The sequence below is a fragment of the Amycolatopsis sp. NPDC058340 genome (assembly GCF_042723975.1).
Lineage (GTDB): Bacteria > Actinomycetota > Actinomycetes > Mycobacteriales > Pseudonocardiaceae > Amycolatopsis.
This window is the reverse complement of sequence record NZ_JBHXIB010000033.1, coordinates 17154-34257: the sequence shown is the minus strand read 5'-3', so window position 1 is coordinate 34257 and position 17104 is coordinate 17154. Positions and strand designations below refer to the sequence as shown.

19 protein-coding genes are annotated in these 17104 nt (G+C 70.2%); 14 read left to right on the top strand and 5 right to left on the bottom strand.

Annotated elements, in window-relative coordinates; all coding sequences use genetic code 11:
* Positions 1 to 8 precede the first annotated feature (8 nt).
* From ACFWIW_RS28890 to ACFWIW_RS28850, 9 genes are all read left to right on the top strand, one after another.
* Positions 9 to 743 carry a GNAT family N-acetyltransferase gene (locus ACFWIW_RS28890; RefSeq protein WP_378371422.1) on the top strand — a complete coding sequence of 245 codons (735 nt, stop codon included), beginning with the start codon at positions 9 to 11 and terminating at the stop codon, positions 741 to 743.
* A complete protein-coding gene (gene cofD, locus ACFWIW_RS28885) occupies positions 740 to 1738 on the top strand; it encodes a 2-phospho-L-lactate transferase (RefSeq protein ID WP_378371379.1) in 999 nt (332 codons plus the stop codon). The genes ACFWIW_RS28890 and cofD overlap by 4 nt, the downstream gene beginning before the upstream one ends.
* Positions 1731 to 3068, top strand: a complete 1338-nt coding sequence (locus ACFWIW_RS28880; RefSeq protein WP_378371378.1) for a coenzyme F420-0:L-glutamate ligase — start codon at positions 1731 to 1733, stop codon at positions 3066 to 3068. Before cofD ends, ACFWIW_RS28880 begins: the two co-directional genes overlap by 8 nt.
* Positions 3065 to 3610 carry an NUDIX hydrolase gene (locus ACFWIW_RS28875; protein WP_378371377.1) on the top strand — a complete coding sequence of 182 codons (546 nt, stop codon included), beginning with the start codon at positions 3065 to 3067 and terminating at the stop codon, positions 3608 to 3610. Before ACFWIW_RS28880 ends, ACFWIW_RS28875 begins: the two co-directional genes overlap by 4 nt.
* 30 nt (positions 3611 to 3640) lie before the next feature.
* Positions 3641 to 4303 carry a hypothetical protein gene (locus ACFWIW_RS28870; protein WP_378371376.1) on the top strand — a complete coding sequence of 221 codons (663 nt, stop codon included), beginning with the start codon at positions 3641 to 3643 and terminating at the stop codon, positions 4301 to 4303.
* 64 nt (positions 4304 to 4367) lie between these two features.
* Positions 4368 to 5162 (top strand): hypothetical protein, encoded by a 795-nt coding sequence (locus ACFWIW_RS28865; protein ID WP_378371375.1) that lies wholly within the window; start codon positions 4368 to 4370, stop codon positions 5160 to 5162.
* 34 nt (positions 5163 to 5196) lie between these two features.
* Complete coding sequence (locus tag ACFWIW_RS28860; protein ID WP_378371374.1) at positions 5197 to 5598, top strand: GntR family transcriptional regulator; 402 nt, start codon at positions 5197 to 5199, stop codon at positions 5596 to 5598.
* Between the two features lie 69 nt (positions 5599 to 5667).
* Positions 5668 to 5865 (top strand): hypothetical protein, encoded by a 198-nt coding sequence (locus ACFWIW_RS28855; protein WP_378371373.1) that lies wholly within the window; start codon positions 5668 to 5670, stop codon positions 5863 to 5865.
* A gap of 25 nt (positions 5866 to 5890) precedes the next feature.
* On the top strand, positions 5891 to 6079 hold the full coding sequence (locus ACFWIW_RS28850) for a hypothetical protein (RefSeq protein WP_240595576.1): 189 nt from the start codon (positions 5891 to 5893) through the stop codon (positions 6077 to 6079).
* A gap of 1 nt (position 6080) precedes the next feature.
* Here the strand turns inward: ACFWIW_RS28850 and ACFWIW_RS28845 are convergent, their stop codons facing one another.
* Complete coding sequence (locus tag ACFWIW_RS28845; RefSeq protein ID WP_378371372.1) at positions 6081 to 6977, bottom strand: DNA-3-methyladenine glycosylase family protein; 897 nt, start codon at positions 6975 to 6977, stop codon at positions 6081 to 6083.
* 74 nt (positions 6978 to 7051) lie between these two features.
* Here ACFWIW_RS28845 and ACFWIW_RS28840 point away from each other — a divergent pair, with 74 nt between their 5' ends.
* Positions 7052 to 7504, top strand: coding sequence for an HldE family cytidylyltransferase (locus ACFWIW_RS28840; RefSeq protein WP_016331402.1), 453 nt, complete (start codon positions 7052 to 7054; stop codon positions 7502 to 7504).
* A gap of 188 nt (positions 7505 to 7692) precedes the next feature.
* On the top strand, positions 7693 to 8130 hold the full coding sequence (locus ACFWIW_RS28835; protein ID WP_378371371.1) for a hypothetical protein: 438 nt from the start codon (positions 7693 to 7695) through the stop codon (positions 8128 to 8130).
* A 79-nt stretch (positions 8131 to 8209) separates the two neighbouring features.
* Here the strand turns inward: ACFWIW_RS28835 and ACFWIW_RS28830 are convergent, their stop codons facing one another.
* The 4 genes from ACFWIW_RS28830 to ACFWIW_RS28815 all read right to left on the bottom strand — a co-directional run bounded on the left by ACFWIW_RS28830 (position 8210) and on the right by ACFWIW_RS28815 (position 12533).
* Positions 8210 to 9250 carry a serine hydrolase domain-containing protein gene (locus ACFWIW_RS28830; protein WP_378371370.1) on the bottom strand — a complete coding sequence of 347 codons (1041 nt, stop codon included), beginning with the start codon at positions 9248 to 9250 and terminating at the stop codon, positions 8210 to 8212.
* A 58-nt stretch (positions 9251 to 9308) separates the two neighbouring features.
* Entirely contained in the window at positions 9309 to 10172 is an 864-nt protein-coding gene (locus ACFWIW_RS28825; RefSeq protein ID WP_378371369.1) for a glycosyltransferase family 2 protein, read from the bottom strand.
* 98 nt (positions 10173 to 10270) lie between these two features.
* On the bottom strand, positions 10271 to 11407 hold the full coding sequence (locus ACFWIW_RS28820) for a glycosyltransferase family 4 protein (RefSeq protein ID WP_378371421.1): 1137 nt from the start codon (positions 11405 to 11407) through the stop codon (positions 10271 to 10273).
* 70 nt (positions 11408 to 11477) lie between these two features.
* Positions 11478 to 12533: a glycosyltransferase family 4 protein gene (locus ACFWIW_RS28815; protein ID WP_378371420.1), complete on the bottom strand. Its 1056-nt coding sequence runs from the start codon at positions 12531 to 12533 to the stop codon at positions 11478 to 11480.
* Between the two features lie 19 nt (positions 12534 to 12552).
* On the opposite strand from ACFWIW_RS28815, the gene ACFWIW_RS28810 reads away from it, so the two are divergent.
* From ACFWIW_RS28810 to ACFWIW_RS28800, 3 genes are read left to right on the top strand one after another with little or no spacing between them, the layout of a single operon-like run.
* Complete coding sequence (locus ACFWIW_RS28810; protein WP_378371368.1) at positions 12553 to 13464, top strand: glycosyltransferase family 2 protein; 912 nt, start codon at positions 12553 to 12555, stop codon at positions 13462 to 13464.
* A 32-nt stretch (positions 13465 to 13496) separates the two neighbouring features.
* Positions 13497 to 16010 (top strand): glycosyltransferase, encoded by a 2514-nt coding sequence (locus tag ACFWIW_RS28805; protein WP_378371367.1) that lies wholly within the window; start codon positions 13497 to 13499, stop codon positions 16008 to 16010.
* Positions 16003 to 17091 carry a glycosyltransferase family 4 protein gene (locus ACFWIW_RS28800; protein WP_378371366.1) on the top strand — a complete coding sequence of 363 codons (1089 nt, stop codon included), beginning with the start codon at positions 16003 to 16005 and terminating at the stop codon, positions 17089 to 17091. Before ACFWIW_RS28805 ends, ACFWIW_RS28800 begins: the two co-directional genes overlap by 8 nt.
* Positions 17092 to 17104: the final 13 nt, after the last annotated feature.

Sequence of the window (17104 nt, the reverse complement as noted above, 5' to 3'; positions counted from 1 at the left end):
GTGCGGAAATGCTCGAGCTCACCTGTAGCCAGGCTTGGACTCCCCTGCTGGAGAGCCGGATCGGCGACTGGAGGCTCCGCTGGGCGGACGGGTTCACCGCACGGGCCAACAGTGCCCTGGCGATCGGTAACCCGGGAAAACCGCTGCCAGACGCCCTGCGGGCGGTCTGTGACTTCGCCCACGATCATGCCATCCCGGCGGTCGTTCAGGTGATCCAGAACACGTCTCTCGAAGACGAACTCGCCGCCTCCGGCTGGGTCCACTATGTGGAACACAAGCCCGCGCACGAGGTCCGCCTGCTCACCGGGCCGCTCTCGCGCGGGACCTCGGCGGGAGCGGTGATCCTCGACGAGCCGACGTCCGGATGGTGGGAGATGACGGCGGGCAGCGCGGACCCGCCGGAGGCACCGCGGCACGTCCTCGGCACCGGCAAGGTCGGCTTCGGGATCGTGGAGCTGGACGGCGTCACGGCAGGCGCGGTGCGCGGAGCGGTCGTCGGCGAGTGGCTGCACATCGCCCGTTTGGAGGTACGGCCGGAGTTCCGGCGGCGCGGGCTGGCCAGGGGGCTGATGAACGCCGTGGGCGCCTGGGGCGCCGATCAGGGCGCGACCGGGATGCTCCTGCAGGTCGCGATGGCGAACTCCGGCGCGCTGAAGCTGTACGAGAGCCTGGGCTGTACGGAGCACCACAGGTACCGCTACTGGGCCCCGGGACCCGGCGCGTGCGAGGATCGCCCGTCGTGAAGGTCGTCATTTTGGTCGGCGGAGTGGGCGGGGCCCGCTTCCTGCTGGGGGTCAAACAAGCACTGGGTCTGCCCGCGAGGGGTTCCGCGCCGGAGTCGCCGCACGAGGTGACCGCGCTGGTGAACACCGGGGACGACGTGTGGATGCACGGTCTGCGCATCTGCCCGGACCTGGACACCTGCATGTACACCCTCGGCGGGGGGATCGACACCGAGCGCGGCTGGGGTCACGCCGGCGAGACCTGGACGGTCAAGGAGGAGCTCGCCGCCTATGGCGCCGAGCCGACCTGGTTCGGCTTGGGCGACAAGGACATCGCGACGCATCTCATCCGTTCGCGGATGCTGCGCGCGGGCTATCCGCTGTCCCAGGTCACCGAGGCGTTGTGCGATCGCTGGCAGCCGGGCGTGCGCCTGCTGCCGATGTCGGACGACCGCGTCGAAACGCATGTCGTGATCGACGATCCGGAAGACCCGGACCAGCGCAAGGCGATCCACTTCCAGGAGTGGTGGGTGCGCTATCGCGCCGAGCCGAAGGCGCATTCGATCATCGCCGTCGGTGCCGACGAGGCGAAGCCGGCACCGGGCGTGCTCGACGCCATCTCGGCCGCCGACATCGTGCTGTTCGCGCCGTCGAATCCGGTGGTCTCGGTGGGCACGACGCTCGGCGTCCCGGGAATCCGTGACGCGCTGCGGAAGACGCGCGCCAAGGTCGTCGGGGTCTCGCCGATCATCGGCGGGAAGGCGTTGCGCGGTATGGCCGACGCGTGCCTGAGCGCGATCGGCGTGGAGACCTCCGCCGAGGCCGTGGGGCGGCATTACGGTTCCCGCAAGGAATCTCCGGAGGGTGTGCTCGACGGCTGGCTGGTCGCCGAGGGCGAAACCGTCGACGTGCCGGGTGTCGCGGTCCGCGACGTGCCCCTGCTGATGTCCGATGTGGACGCGACCGCGGCGATGGTGCGCGCGGCCTTCGATCTGGCGGGAGTTTCCGTTGACTGACCACGCTTCGGCGAAGATCGAGATCCTGCCGGTCGAAGGCCTGCCGGAGTTCCGGCGCGGCGACGATCTGACCGGCGCGATCGTCGAGGCGGCCCCGTGGCTTCGCTCGGGTGACGTCCTGGTCGTGACGAGCAAGATCGTCTCCAAGACCGAGGGCATGCTCATCCGCGTCCCGTCCGATCCTGAGGAGCGTGACGCCGCCCGGCGCAAGCTCGTCGAGGAGGAGTCCGTCCGCGTGATCGCACGGATCAACCGGACGGTGATCACCGAGAACAAACTCGGCATCGTGCAGGCGGCGTCCGGCGTGGACGCCTCGAACGTGGCCTCCGGTGAGGTCGCGCTGCTGCCGTCGGATCCGGACGCTTCCGCGCTCGCGCTGCGGAACGGGCTGCGCGAACGGCTCGGCGTCGAGGTCGCCGTCATCGTCACCGACACGATGGGCCGTGCGTGGCGGGTCGGGCAGACCGACGCCGCGATCGGCGCCTCCGGCCTGCGGGTGCTGCATTCGTACGCGGGCGAGGTCGACGGCCAGGGCAACGAACTCGCCGTCACCGAAGTGGCGATCGCCGACGAACTCGCCGCCGCCGCGGATCTGGTCAAGGGCAAGCTCGGCGGGACACCGGTCGCCGTCGTGCGCGGCCTCCAGCTCACCGACGACGGCTCGACGGCTCGCAAACTGCTCCGGCCGGTCGAGGAGGACCTGTTCCGCCTCGGCACCAACGAATCCATCGCGCAGGGCCGCCGGGAGGCCGTGCTGGCGCGGCGTTCGATCCGGTCGTTCACCGGCGAGCCGGTCGATCCCGAGGTGCTGCGCCGCGCGGTCGGGACCGCGCTGACGGCCCCCGCGCCGCATCACACGAAGCCGGTCCGGTTCGTGTGGCTGCGCGAGGAAGGCTTGCGCCGCAAGCTTCTCGACGCGATGAAGGCGTCGTGGCAGGCCGATCTCGAAGGCGACGACTTCACCGCCGAACAGGTCGCGAAACGGCTCAGCCGCGGCGACATCCTGTACAACGCGCCCGAGGTCGTGGTGCCGTTCCTCGTCGCCGAAGGCGCGCACACCTACCGCGACGACCGCCGGAACGCCTGTGAGCACACGATGTTCACCGTCGCGGGCGGAGCGGCCGTGCAAGGCCTGCTGGTCGCGCTCGCCGCCGAAGATCTCGGCTCGTGCTGGATCGGGTCGACGATCTTCGCCGCGGACATCGTGCGCGACGTCCTCGGCCTGGACGAGCGCTGGGAACCGCTCGGCGCGGTCGCGATCGGGCATCCCGCCGCGCTCCCGCCCGCTCGAGGCCCCGTCGAACCCGGTGAAGGACTTCTCGAACTGTGACCCTGCACGACGACGTCGTGTCCACATTGTCCGGTTGGCGACCGGCGGACGCGGCCCAGGAATCCTTGCGCCAGGCCTATCTCGGTTTCCTCGCCGCACGAGACGACGTCTGCCGCCGCGAATGCGCGGCCGGGCACATCACCGCGTCGGCCGTCCTTCTCGACGCCGACGCGGAGAACGTGCTCCTCACCCTGCATCCGCGGGTCGGCCGCTGGTTGCAGCTCGGCGGTCATTGCGAACCCGGCGACGCGACGCTCGCGGACGCCGCTCTTCGTGAGGCACGCGAAGAATCCGGCATCGACGACCTCGTGATCGACCCGGCTCCGGTACATCTCGACGTTCACCCGATCACGTGTTCGCTCGGCGTGCCGACCCGGCATTTCGACGTGCGATTCGTGGTGCGCGCACCACGCGGAGCGCAACCGGTCCAAAGCGACGAATCGGACGATCTTCGTTGGTGGCCGGTGGATTCCCTGCCGAACGGGTCGGAAGATCTCGCCGAACTGATGGAAGCCGCCGTGCCCGCGGCGTCCGGCCGTTAGGGTGTCGGCTGACGTTCTTAAGGGGGAATGATGCTGACGACGCTGACGCCATACCTGGACCGGGTCCGGGTCCACAGCAGCGGTGACGGTGACGGCTTCGGCTGGTTTCTGCTGATCTTGGCGATCATCGTCGTCATCATCGTGATCGTGGTGATCATCGTGAAGGTCAACCAGGCGAAGAAGCCACCGATGACCTTCCCGCAGAACCCGAACTTCGGCGGTGGCGGCCCGGCTCCGGGCTTCCCGCCGCCTCCGCCGCCCGCCGGTGGCCCCGCTCCGCAGGGCAACTGGCAGCAGCCTGGTTTCCCGCCGCCGCCTCAGCCCGGCTTCGGCCAGGCGCCCGGCTTCCCGCCGCCCCCGACCCCGGCCCCGGCGGGTTTCGCGCCGCCGCCCGGCGCTCCGGCACCCAGCCCGTTCGGCGCTCCCGGCATGCCTCAGCCCGGTTTCCCACCGCCTCCGCCGCAGGCCGGGCCGCCGATCGACGCGGACGCGGATCGAACGCAGGTCGTCTCCCCGCACCAACAGGCCGCCGCCGACCGCACGCAGGTGGTCTCCCCCGCGAACGCCGACCGCACGCAGGTCGTGTCGCCCGCGAACGCCGACCGGACCCAGGTCGTCTCCCCGGCGGGCGGCGACGCCACCCAGGTCGTCCCCGACAGCGACCGGACACAGGTAGTGCCGCCTCGTCAGTAGCCCTTGCGTTTGTATCAGTGATTGTGCCATCATGGCGATACGATCACTGATACAAGGGGGCGCTGTGGTGATTCTCAACGAATCCCAGCAGCTTCAGCTGACCAGGCTGAAGCTGCGGGGCAGGATCAAGAGACAGACGATCTGGGTGGCCGTGGCTCTGCTCGGAGCCACCTGGGGCGTTTGGTTCTTCCTGAGTCAGGAGTTCTTTCTCGGCACCTCGGGTGGAGCTCCCACGCTCATGTCACGCCACAAGGCGGACTGGCCGAGGATTTCCGAATCGGGCGCGCTCGTCGCGATCCTGATGACCTTCGTCGTCCTGGCCGGTCTCGTCTGGTGGACCACGCTCCGGATACGCAAAGCCGAACAGCGGCTGGCGCGGTCGGTGCCCCGCCGGATCGCGCACGGAAAGCGGCTCGGCGTATTCGAGGTGGCCGGCCCCGGGACGGTCACGCTGTGGCTGGTCAGCTCCGTCGGCGGCATCGGTCTCGGCCTTGCCGTCGGCTTCCTCGCCGAATCCACCGAGAAGCAGCTGATCGGCTTCACCTACGTGGCGGGAATCGCCGTCCTCGGCGCCTTGTCCTTCGCGCTGGCCCGGCAGGTGATCAAGCAGCCCAGCCTCGCCGACGACGAGATCTCCCTGCGCACGGACGACATGCTCCGCAAGAAGGACACGCAACTGACCCTCATGCCCGCCGGGGTCTACCTGGGTCTTCCCTTGACCTCCGCGATACCGGAGTTCGCCAAATGGCTGTGGGCCTACTTACTGGGAAGCGTCGCGATCAGCCTTCTGGCTACGCTCGTGGTCCGGCTTCGCAGGACATCGCTGAGCTCCTCTCCACCGGGGAAGGCGGTGTTCTGATCAAGTCTGCGAACCGAGAACCAGGAGCACCGAAGTGATCATCAGCGTCGACACCAACTCGCCGATCCCTCCCTACGAGCAGGTTCGTTCGGCGTTCGCCGCCCAGATCAAGGATCGGACGCTGCCGGTCGGCACGAAACTTCCGACGGTGCGCAAACTCGCCGAAGACCTCGGCATCGCCCCCAACACGGTCGCCAAGGCCTACCGCGAACTCGAGGAAGCGGGCCTGATCGAAACCCGCGGCCGGGCGGGCACCTTCGTCGGCGACTCCGGCGACCAGAACCGGAAACTGGCGCAGAAGGCCGCCGCCGAATACGCCGCGATCACCCGCAAACTCGGGCTGACCCAAGGGGAGGCGGTCGCCATCGTGAACGCCGCGTTGGCCGCGAACGTCACGGCTTACCGCACGCGGCTCCAGGAACGCCCCGCGCATTGAGTCCGGCCGGCCGGCATTACCCTCCGAACGAACAAGAGGGGGTGTGCCGTGGTCGGGATCTTTCAACTGGTGGTCATCGTCGCTGTGCTCGCGGGCGTGGGTGTCGGTGTCTTCTTCCTGATCAAGACGCTCAACAAGCCGAAACCGCCGCCCTATCCGCCCCAGCCGCCGTACCCGCCGCAGTACCCGCCGGGCGGCCCTCAAGGCCCGTACCCGCCGCAGCAGCACCCGGGCGGGCCCCCGCGGCAACGGCCGCCGGGCTGGTGACCGGACCGCGGGTTAGTCTCTCGGCATGGTCTTCCTCTTGGTGCTGGTGGTCGGCGTCCTGATCCTGGCCGGGGTCGGTGTCGGGATCTACTTCCTGGTTAAGTCGAACAGCAAACCGCAGCCGCCCGCTCTTCCGTACCACCAGTACCCGCAGCAGCAGCCGCAGTACCCGAGCCAGCAGCAGCCGTACCCGCCGCAGGGCTGGGGCAACTGAGTCACATCGCCCGGTAGTCGCGGAGTTCGATCTTCGGCCCGAACCTCGGCCGCCGGAATCCCGCCGTCGACAGGTAGCGCACCGCGCGCTGCCGCTGCGGCGAATACGGCGCCAGCACTTCGGACATCCCGACGTCGTCGAGTTTCGTGCCGACGAGCGCGTGCCCGACCATCGACGGGATGTTGTAGTCGCCGAAGCTCACCGCGTCCGGGTCGCCCCAGGCGCGCTGCGCGATCTCCGCCGCGGTCCACACGCCGATACCGGGCACCTTCCGCAGCCAGGCCCGGCCTTCGACACCCTTCAGTTCGACGGCCTTCTCCAGCCGCGGCGCGACGCGCGCCGCCGCGATCAGTGTCGTCCGCCGTTTCAGGTCCACCCCGGCGCGATGCCATTTCCAGTCCACAATGGATCGGATGGCGACGGGCGTCGGCGGCACGCGCAGCCGGGACGGCCCCGGACCCGGCGCCTGCTCGCCGAACCAGCGGCACAATTCGCCCCACGACCGCAGCGCCTCCGCACTGGTCACCTTCTGTTCCAGCACGGCGAGCACCAGCGCGTCCCACACCCGGCCGGTCGAGCCGAGGCGCAGTCCCGGGTTCCGCCGCCGGGCCGAGGCGACGACGTCGTGGTGCGCGACGAATCCGGAGTCGTCGTCGAATGCGCCGAGCATCGCCGGGACACCTTCGAGCAGCCTGTCCGAGCCCGGGCCCCAGGCCTCCGCCTCGATCTCGCCGTCCGCGCGGCGCAGCAGCGCGAGCGTCCCCGCGCCGTCCGCGGTGTTCGCGGCCAGCCAGGTGACCCCGCCCTCGGTCCGGACGACGTTGGGCGAACGCGACCCACGGCTCAGCGGGCCCAGAACGGTGTCCAGGTCCAGCTCGAAGGCAGGACGGAAGCGCACACACGGAAACTACCCGGCGCTCGGCTAGGGTGGGCGGGCCACCCGAAACCGTAAGCCTACGGAGGACACCGACGATGACCGAGCGACCGGCGAAGGCCTCGATCGTCAGCGGGTACTTCAACCCGCTCCACCAGGGCCATCTCGACCTGTTCGAAGCCGCTCAGGCACGGTCCGGCTACCTGATCGTCATCGTCAACAACGATCACCAGCAGGTCCTCAAGAAGGGCAGGGTGATCCAGGTCGAGGACGTCCGGGCCAGGATCGTCCGCGCGCTGCGCATCGTCGACGACGTGTACATCGCCGTCGAGCAGGGGCCGGGCATCAACGAGTCGTTCGACCTGATCCGTGCGGCGTACCCGGACACGGAGCTCGAGTTCTGCAATGGCGGGGACCGGCGCAACGTCGACGAGCTCCCCGCCGACGAGGTCGAGGCTGGGGCCCGCAACAACATCTCGATGATCTACGGCATCGGCGGCACGGACAAGGCCGATTCCAGCACCCGGATCCTTTCGGACATGGAAGCCTGACACCGACATTTGTCGGAAGACGTTTGCGGGTCTGCTGACGGCAGCCGCCCCTAGGGCCTACCCTAGACAACACACAGTCGGCCCTGAACCCAGAGGGCCCCAGGTCAGTCGGGAGGCCTAGGGGAATGGACCCCCGTGCTCGGGCGGACGCCTTGCTCGCACGCGCAAGCGCGCGTGGAGCCTTCGTCGTGACACCGGACAACGCGACGTCTCCGATGGACTCCGCGAACACTCAGCAGATCCCCCGGTCGGTGGTCGCCGAGATCGACCGTTCGTCGGACCCGGACACGACCACTCAGCTACCGGCTTCGCTGATCGCGGAGAACGACCACCCGCTCGCGGGGCCCGAACCGACGACGCGGCTGGACCTGCCGGCGGTGCGGGGCGAAGGCTCGACCCAGCCGCAGCCGTACCCGCGGCGTCCCGGCACCCCTCAGCAGACCAGACCGCTGCCGCAGGCGACGACCCCGCTCACCCGGCGGCCGCCCGCCGCGCCGGTGCAGAGCCCGCTGATCGAGCAGCCGGAGCCGGAGACCGTCGAGAACGAGGTCGGCGGCTTGGTGCCGACGGTGAAGCAGAACCCTTCAGGACGTTCGAACCTCTCGCGCCGTCTGGACGGCATCTAGCCCCTCACGTGCCATGAAAGGTCCTCTACTCGCGAAATTTGCGAGTAGAGGACCTTTCATGGCATCACGGGATGGCATCTCAGGCGGTTTGGATCACCCGATCGATCTCCTTGATCGCCGCACCCCCGCCGTACGTGGCGTTGGACAGCATCACGACGTCCAGCCCTTCGGCCGGATAGTGCCGCATGAGCGAGCAGACTCCGACGTTCCCGCCGTCCTTGTAGTAGTGCCGCACCGAACCGTCCGGCGCCAGCACGAATTCGAGGCCGAAGCCGTACCAAACGCCGCTGCTGTGGAGCACCTGCGGCGTGAGGAACTCCTTCGTGCGCTCAGGGCTCAAGAGCCGTTCTTCGCGGATCGCCCGCAGAAGCCGCACGAGGTCGCCGACGGTGCAGTACGCGCCTCCGTCGGGTGAACCGATCGGCGGGTAGCTGAAGATGTTCTGCTTCCAGCCGGTGATCCGCTCGCCGTCGAGGATCGGGTCCCAGCCTTCGGCGACCCTGGGCTGCGGATCACTCCGGTCGAAGAACCCCGAATCGGTCATTCCCGCGCGGTCGAGCACGGTCTCCCGGACGTGGTCGCGATACGCGCTTCCGGTGATCTCCTCGATCACCAGCCCGGCGAGGACGTATCCCGAATTGCAGTACCGGCAGCCCTCGCCCGGCGCGAAATTCGGTGCCCGGTAAGCGAAATTGGGCAGATGATCCCGCGTCTCGACCACCGAGTACACCGGCTTGTCGACCCACAACGCCTCGTAACTCTCGCCAGCCTCCTCGTCGGCGTCGTCGGCGATCCCGGACGTGTGCGTGAGCAGGTGCCGCGTCGTCGCCCCGGCCGCGATCACCGTGCCTTCGAGGTCGATGATCTCGCCGATCGGGCGGTCGAGGTCCAACCGGCCCTCGTCGGCCAGCCGCAGCGCGGCGATCGCGGTGACGACCTTGGTGATCGACGCGGTGTCGTACCGCACGTCCGGCGCGTTCGGCACCGACCAGCGGCGGCTGGCCAGGCCGTAGCCGCTTTCTAACAGCGTCTCGTCACCCCGCCGGATGAGCACGACCCCGGAGAAGCGGTCCTCCCCGGCTCGTTCCGTCAGCCAGGTGTCCAGTGCGGCGAAGTCCATGCACCGACGGTAACGACGACGAAGAGCCCGGTCGCGTGAATTCCGGTGGCCGGAACGGCTACTTCCGGCGCGTTTCGAGCTTGAGGCGCAGCGCGAGACCGGCCTTCACCGCGAGCATGACCGGCTTCCACAGGAGACCGCGGTGACGGTCCGCGAGGTAGCGATACGCACTGTCGTGATGCGCGCGCAGCATTTTCGCCGAAGCCTGCGAAGTCGAGTGTCCGCCGATGTGCATGACACTGGCCGAAGGCGCGTACACGTTCAGCCAGCCGGCGCGGGCCAGCCGGTCGCCGAGGTCGACGTCCTCGAAGTACATGAAGTAGCGCGTGTCGAACCCGTCGACCGAGTCGAAGGCCTCGCGACGGAACAGCTGGCAGGACCCGGAAAGCCAGCCCGCCGTGCGCTCGACCGGGGTGCCGGTCTCCTGCCGGTACTGCCGCGTCCACGGATTGCCCGGCCAGATCTTGCCGAACGCCGCGTGCCCGATCCCGCGGCCGAACGACGGCAGCAGCCGGGCCGACGGATACACCGTGCCGTCGAGATCGTGGATGAGCGGGCCGAACGCGCCACCGCGAGGCCAGCGCTCGGCCACCTCGAGCAACGCGTCGAGCGAGCCGGGCTCCCATTCGAGGTCCGGGTTCACCACGACGACCCAGCCGTAGCTGTCGTCGAGTTCCGCGACACCCCGGTTGGCCGCGGTGCCGTAACCGACGTTCTCGCCGATGCTGAGCAGCTTGACGTTGTCCCGGCGGGCGGCCTTCTCCGGCGCGCCGTCCGTGGAGGCGTTGTCGGCGACGACGACCTGGACGTCCCGGTCGGTCGCCTTCTCGAGGGTGTCGAGGAACTTCTCGAGAGTCTCGCCGGGGAAGTACGTCACGGTCACGACGGCGATCCCGTCGCCGTAGCTGGGGTGCTCAGTCACGCGGCCATTGTCCACCCGTCACCGAACGCGCCTGGCGCCCCACCCACCTCGTGAGTGTTGAGGACGGTTCTAACCGTCCTCAACACTCACGAGGTGGGTCAGCCCGCCCGCCGCTGCGCATGCCGGTACCAAGCCTTCGCGTAAGCCTCACGGTGCCGCTCCGCGGTCGTCGCCCACGAGAACTCCTTCGCCCGCCGAAGCGCGGCTTCGGCCAGCTCGGCCCTGCGAGCCGGGGCGTCGAGCAGCTCCGAGATGGCCGCGGCGACGTCACCGGCGCCGACACCGCAGTAGGCGACCGCGTCCCCGCCGACCTCGGGCAGCGAAAGCCGTCGCGTCGTGAGCACGCTCGCGCCGCACGCCATCGCCTCCAGCACCGGCAGTCCGAATCCCTCGCCGAGGCTCGGATAGGCGACCAGTTCGGAGCCGCCGAGGAAACCGGCGAGCGTGTCGAACGGCAGGTATCCGGCCCGGATCACCCGCAGCCGGTGCGGAACGGCGTCCAGGGCGCGCTCGACCTGCGAATCCCAGCCCGGCTGCCCGGCCAGCACCAGGGCGGGCGGGTTCGGCCTGCCGATCACGGCGTGCGCGAAGCCGCGGATCAGCGCGGGCACGTTCTTGCGCGGTTCCAGCGCGCCGAGGAAGGCGACGTACGGCGTCTTCCCGAGTCCGACGGCCTTGCGCGCGGCCTCGATCTCCGCCGGCGAGGGCGGATGGAACCGATCCGGTTCGACGCCGTGGTGGATGATCTCCAGCTCTGCCGTGCGCACCTGGCCGACGCGTTCCAGCTCGGCCGCCGTGGCGATGCTCGGTACGACGCACAGTGTCGCGCGGCGAAGCGCAGTCGCGGTCCAGGCGCGGAAGAAGCGCGCCTTCACCGAAGAGTGCAGGACCGCGTCGGTGAAGAAGGTCGCGTCGTGCAACGTCACCACCGAAGCGGCCGGGCTCGCCAGCGGCATCGTGTAGTGCGGCGAGTGGACGACGTCGGCGGCGAGCCGCCGCACCAGCCGCGGCAGGGTCGCCTGCTCCCAGGTCAGCCTGGCCGTCCTGGTCGACGTCGACGGTGAGGTGGGCACGATCCGCGCGCCGGGCGCGAGCCGGTCGTACAGCACCGCGTCCCGCGGCTGGCAGACGACGGTGATCCGCGCGCCGTCCTCGTCCAGCGCCGCGACCAGCGAATCCACGTAACGACCGACGCCACCCCGGTCCGCGGGGACGGCGGTCGCGTCGATCAGCACGCGAGGGTCATCGGTCACCCTAGGAGGGTACGGCGATGCACCAGGCCCGCGGTGAGGAACCGACAAACTGCTAGCGCAGGTGGAGGCCCCAAACGGCGGAAGCGGCTCGTTGCCACGTGAACTCACTCGAACGGCTGAGACCACTGTCACGCAGCGCCGCCGCACGCTCCGGATGGTCGAGGACGTCGCGAAGGGCGTCCGCAAGCGCTTGCGCATCCCCGACAGGGACGGTGACGCCCGCTCCCCCGGCCACCTCGACGAGGGCGGGAGCGGCCGAATGCACCACCGGCACCCCGGCCGCCATCGCCTCGATCAGCGGCAGCCCGAATCCCTCCGCCCGGCTCGGCATCGCCAGCACCGACGCGCCCCGCAACGTGAACGCCAGCTCCGCGTCGCTCACCTTCCCCAGCAGCCGGACGTCGGCGCCGTGCTCGCGCGCCAGCGCCCGCGGGTCGATACCGCCCCAGCCCGGCTGGCCGGCCAGCACCAGCGGCACCCCGATCCGGCCGACGGCGTCGATCAGCACGTCGATGCCCTTGCGCGGTTCGATCGTCCCGATCGCGAGCACGTACCGCTCCGGCAGCGCGACCTCGACGAATCCGGCGGGCGGCCGCACCCCGTGCGGGATCACGCGCACCGGCACCGAAACCGGCACGAGCCCGGCGAGCTCGTCCGCAATCGCTTGCGTGGGCACGGTCAGCGCGGTCGCCCGCGACGCGGCCCGCGCGATCACCGCCTTGTGCCACGCGACGCCGCGCGGGGTCAGCGTCTCGGGATGCGTCCACGGCACGGTGTCGTGCACCGCGACCGACAGCGTCCGTCCCTTCGGCACCCGTGCGGGCGCGAGCGGTGTCGGCGCGTGGACCGCGTCGCCGCCCGGCCACCACGGCAGGCCCAGCTGCCAAGCGGCGATCAGCGCCCGGGGCGGGACCGGCAGCACGCGCGGCCCCGCGACCCCTTCGACGACCGCGGCCTCGATGTCGGCGTGCCGCGCGACCACGCTCGACACGGTCCAGCCCGGCGGCGCCGTCTCGGCGAGGGCGCGCAGCAGCTCACCGGTGTAGCGGCCGGTCCCGCCGGGGACCGGCGCCAGCAGCTGCTCGGCGAGCACGACCAGTTCGGGCATGGTCTCTATTCTCTCCACCATGACCAGCACCACCGTCGTCGTGGTCACCTGGCGCGGCGCCGCGCATATCACCGCCTGCCTCGACGCCCTCGCCGCGCAGTCCCGCGCGCATCGGACCCTGGTCGTCGACAACGCCTCCGACGACGGAACTGCCGCCCTGCTCGCCGCCCATCCGTCGAAGCCCGAAGTGCTCCGGCTGCGGCGCAACACCGGCTACGCGGGCGCCATGGCCGCCGCACTGGACAAAGTGGACACTCCGCTGATGGCCTGGCTGAACGACGACGCCGCTCCGACGCCCGAGTGGCTCGCGACCTGCGAGGACACACTCGCGAAGGCGCCGCTCGCCGCCGCCGTGAGCGCCCGGCTGACGCTGGCCGACGGGACCGTCCAGTCCACCGGCGTCCGCCTGACCGCCGACGGCCACGGCGCCGACCTGCCGGAACCCGCCGAAGAGATCTTCGGCTTTTGCGGGGGCGCGGCCGTGCTCGACGTCGAGGCGCTCCGTTCCGTCGGCGGCGTCCCGGCCTCCTATTTCTGCTACTACGAGGACACCGACACCGCGTGGCGGCTGCGGCTGGCGGGCTGGGACGTCGTCCACGCCGAAGCCGACGTCACCCACCAGCATGGCGCGAGCACGCGGCCGGGTTCGGTCCAGTTCCATCTGTGGAATGAACGCAACCGCCTCCTCACCCTCCTGCGGTGCGCTCCGCGCGCGGTGGCGATCCGCCAGCTGGTGAAGTTCGCGATCCTCACCGCGGTGCTCCCCCTTCGAGGGAAACCGGCGGCACCGAACTTCCGTCCGATCCTCCGATGCCGCGTCCTGGGCGCCGTCGCCGCCCGCCTGCCGCGCACGCTGGTCGAGCGGCGGGCCGTCGGGCGACGGGCGACACTGGGCCGAGGCGCGGTCTGGGACGCGTGGGCGGGCAATTAAGCTTGCCCCAATCGAGAGCAGGGAGTACGGCTTTGGCGCAGGGGGAAACGCAACCGGTCGTCTCGGTGATCGTCGTGAACTACCGGGGGGCCGCCGACACCGTCACCTGCCTGCGCGCACTCGCTGAACACGATTACCCGAACCTCGAGGTCATCTGCGTCGACAACGCCTCCGGCGGCACCGACGTCGCCGAGATCAAGGCCGCCGCGCCGGGCGTCAAGCTCGTCGAATCCCCGGTGAACTCCGGTTTCGCGGGCGGCTGCAACCTCGGCGCGAAGCACGCCACCGGTACCGTCCTTGCCTTCCTCAACAACGACGCCCGCCCGGCTCCCGGCTGGGTCGGCGCGGCCGTCGCCGAGCTGCGCGCGCAGCCGACGGTCGCCGCGGTGGCCAGCAAGGTCCTCGACTGGGACGGCACCGGCACCGACTTCGTCGACGCGGGCCTCACCTGGTTCGGCATGGGCTACAAACGCCATGCCGGCAGCCCGCTGGCCGACGTCCCCGCCGCCGAACACGAGATCGCCAAGGACGTCCTGTTCGCGACCGGTTCGGCGATGTTCGTCCGCGCCGGCGTGTTCGCCGAGCTCGGCGGCTTCGACGAGCGGTTCTTCATGTTCTACGAGGACGTCGACCTCGGCTGGCGGCTGAACCTGCGCGGCTGGCGAGTGCGCTACGTGCCGGAGTCGCTGACCTACCACAAGCACCACGCCACCATGTCCACAGTGGACGCCCCGGACTCCGGGCGCGAGACGTTCTTGCTGGAGCGCAACGCCTTGGCGGCGCTGTACAAGAACCTCTCCGACGAGACTCTCTCGCGTGCACTGCCCGCCGCGCTGGCGCTGGCCGTCCGCCGGGCGACCGCGCGAGGCGATCTCGACGCCACCCGGTTCGATCTCGCCCAGGGCACCGGCCCGGCCGAAACCGGTCCGGTCGAGGTACCGAGGACGACATTGGCCGGCGTACTGGCGATCGACCAGTTCGTCGAACTGCTGCCGTCGCTCGCCGAGTCGCGCGCCGCCGAACAGGCCGCCCGCGTCCGCACCGACGCCGACCTGCTTCCCTTGCTGCGCAAGGCTTTGGAGCCCGCGTATCCGCTGCCGCGCTATCTCGCCGCGCACGACGTCCTGGTCGAGACGTTCGGTATCGACGCGCTCTTCGGGCAGCGCCGCAAGGTGCTGGTGATCACCGGTGACGCGATCACCGAGCGGATGGCGGGCCCGGCGATCCGCGCCTGGAACATGGCCGCCACGCTGGCCACCGAGCACGACGTCCACCTGGTGACGATCAACCCGCTCGCCGACCCGCCGCCCGCGCCGTTCCGGGTCAGCGCGGCCACCCGGCGCGATCTGGAGACACCGATCGCCTGGGCCGACATCATCATCCTGCAGGGTCACGTGCTGGAGCTCGCGCCCTCGCTCAAGAAGCAGTACGCGCACAAGATCGTGGTCGCGGACCTGTACGACCCGATGCACCTGGAGCTGCTCGAACAGGGCAAGGGCGTGCCCGACGACAAACGGGCACTGGATCTCATCGGGGTCACCAAGGTCCTCGACGCGCAGCTGGAGCGCGGAGACTTCTTCCTGTGCGCTTCGGAGCGTCAGCGCCACTTCTGGCTGGGCCACCTCGCCGCGATGGGCAGGCTCTCGCCGCGCCTGTACGACGCCGACCCGACCACCCAGTCGCTGCTGTCGATCGTCCCGTTCGGCCTGTCACCGCAGGCACCCGTGCGCACCGGCCCCGGCCTCCGGTCCACTTTGGACGGCATCGGCGAGACCGATCACGTCGTGCTGTGGGCGGGCGGGGTCTACAGCTGGTTCGACCCGCTGACCCTGGTCCGGGCGATCGAACTGCTGCGGCAGCGCCGCGGCGACGTCCGCCTGGTGTTCCTCGGGATGAAGCATCCGAACCCCGAGGTCACCGAGATGGACATCGGCGCGCGCACGATGCTGCTTTCGGACACGCTCGGGCTCACCGGCAAACACGTGTTCTTCAACCAGCAGTGGGTGCCGTACGAGGAGCGCCAGAACTGGCTGCTGGACGCGAACTGCGGTGTCACCACACATTACGAGCATGTCGAGACGACGTTCGCGTTCCGCACGCGGGTGCTGGACTACCTGTGGGCCGGGCTGCCGATCGTCACCACCGACGGCGACTCGTTCGCCGACCTGGTCCGCGAGGAGCGCCTCGGCGTCGTCGTCCCCGCCGAGGACGTGGACGCGCTGGCCGACGCGCTGGAAAAGGCGTTGTACGACGAGGAGTTCGCCGCGGGCTGCGTCGAGCGGATGGCCGCCGTCGCCCAGCGCTACGCCTGGCCTGAAGCGCTGAAGCCGCTGGTGGAGTTCTGCCGGAACCCGCGACCCGCCGCGGACCGGCTGCCCGGCTCGGAAGACCTCGTGGTCACCGCGCCGGTGCGGGGCAAGGAAATGCTGCGCCGCGACGTCGACCTGATCCGCGAGTATCTCGCCGACGGCGGGCCGAAGGAGCTGGCGCGGCGCGTCGGCGGCCGCGTGGTCAAGGTCGCCAAGCAGAGGCTCGGCCGTGGCTGACCGCCCCTTGCGCGTCCTGCTCGACGGGACCCCGCTTCTCGGTGCCAGGACGGGTATCGGCCGGTACACCGTCGCACTGTCCGAAGAGCTCGCCTCGATGTCCGAAGTGGACACTCGCGCCGTCGCGTTCACGCTGCGCGGCTGGCGACGGCTGCGGCACGTGCTCCCGCACGGCGTCCGCGCCCGTGGCATGCCGGTGGCGGCGCGGTTGCTGCGGAAGGCGTGGCTGCGTTCGCAGCTGCCACCGGTGGAACTGTTCGCCGGGCCGACGGACGTCGTGCACGGCACCAACTTCGTGCTGCCCGGCCGGTTCCGCGCGGCGGGTGTGGTGACCATCCACGATCTGGCCTTTTTGGACGCTCCCGAAGAGCTCGCGCCGAGCGATCACGAGCTGCCGCGGCTGGTCCGGCGCGGCGCCAAGCTCGCCGACGCGATCTGCACGCCCACCAACGCCGTCGCCGATCAGGTCGCCGAACGGCTCGACGTGGACCGCGGCAAGATCATCGTCACCCCGCTCGGCGTGAACCCGGCGTGGTTCACCGCGCGCCCGCCGGATCCGGAGCGCCGCAAGGAACTCGGCCTTCCCGACAAGTACCTGCTCTTCGCGGGCGCGCCCGGGCCGCGGAAGGGACTGCACTGGCTCCAGCAGGCCCACGAGGCCGCGCCGGATCTGCCGGATCTGGTGTTCGTCGGCCCCGGTTCGTTCTCGGTGGGCTCGCGTTCGCGGCACGTCGGCTACCTGTCGGACGTGAACCTCCGGCGCGTCGTCGCCGGGGCCAGCGCACTGGTGCTGCCGTCGCGCGACGAAGGCTTCGGGCTCCCGGTGCTGGAAGCGCTGGCGTCGGACGTTCCCGTGGTGTGCACGGACATCCCGGCGCTGCGCGAGGTCGCGGGGAACTGCGCGAGCCTGGTGCCCTACGAGGACGTCGACGGGCTCGTGGAGGCGCTGCGGATCGCCGTCAGCGACCCGCACGCCGTCGCCACCTCGGCCGCGCGCCGCGCCCACGTCGCGAACTTCACCTGGCGTGCGTGCGCAGAACTCACCGTCGCCGCGTACCGCCAGGCGAGCACGAAGCACTGACCTCCCGCATTTC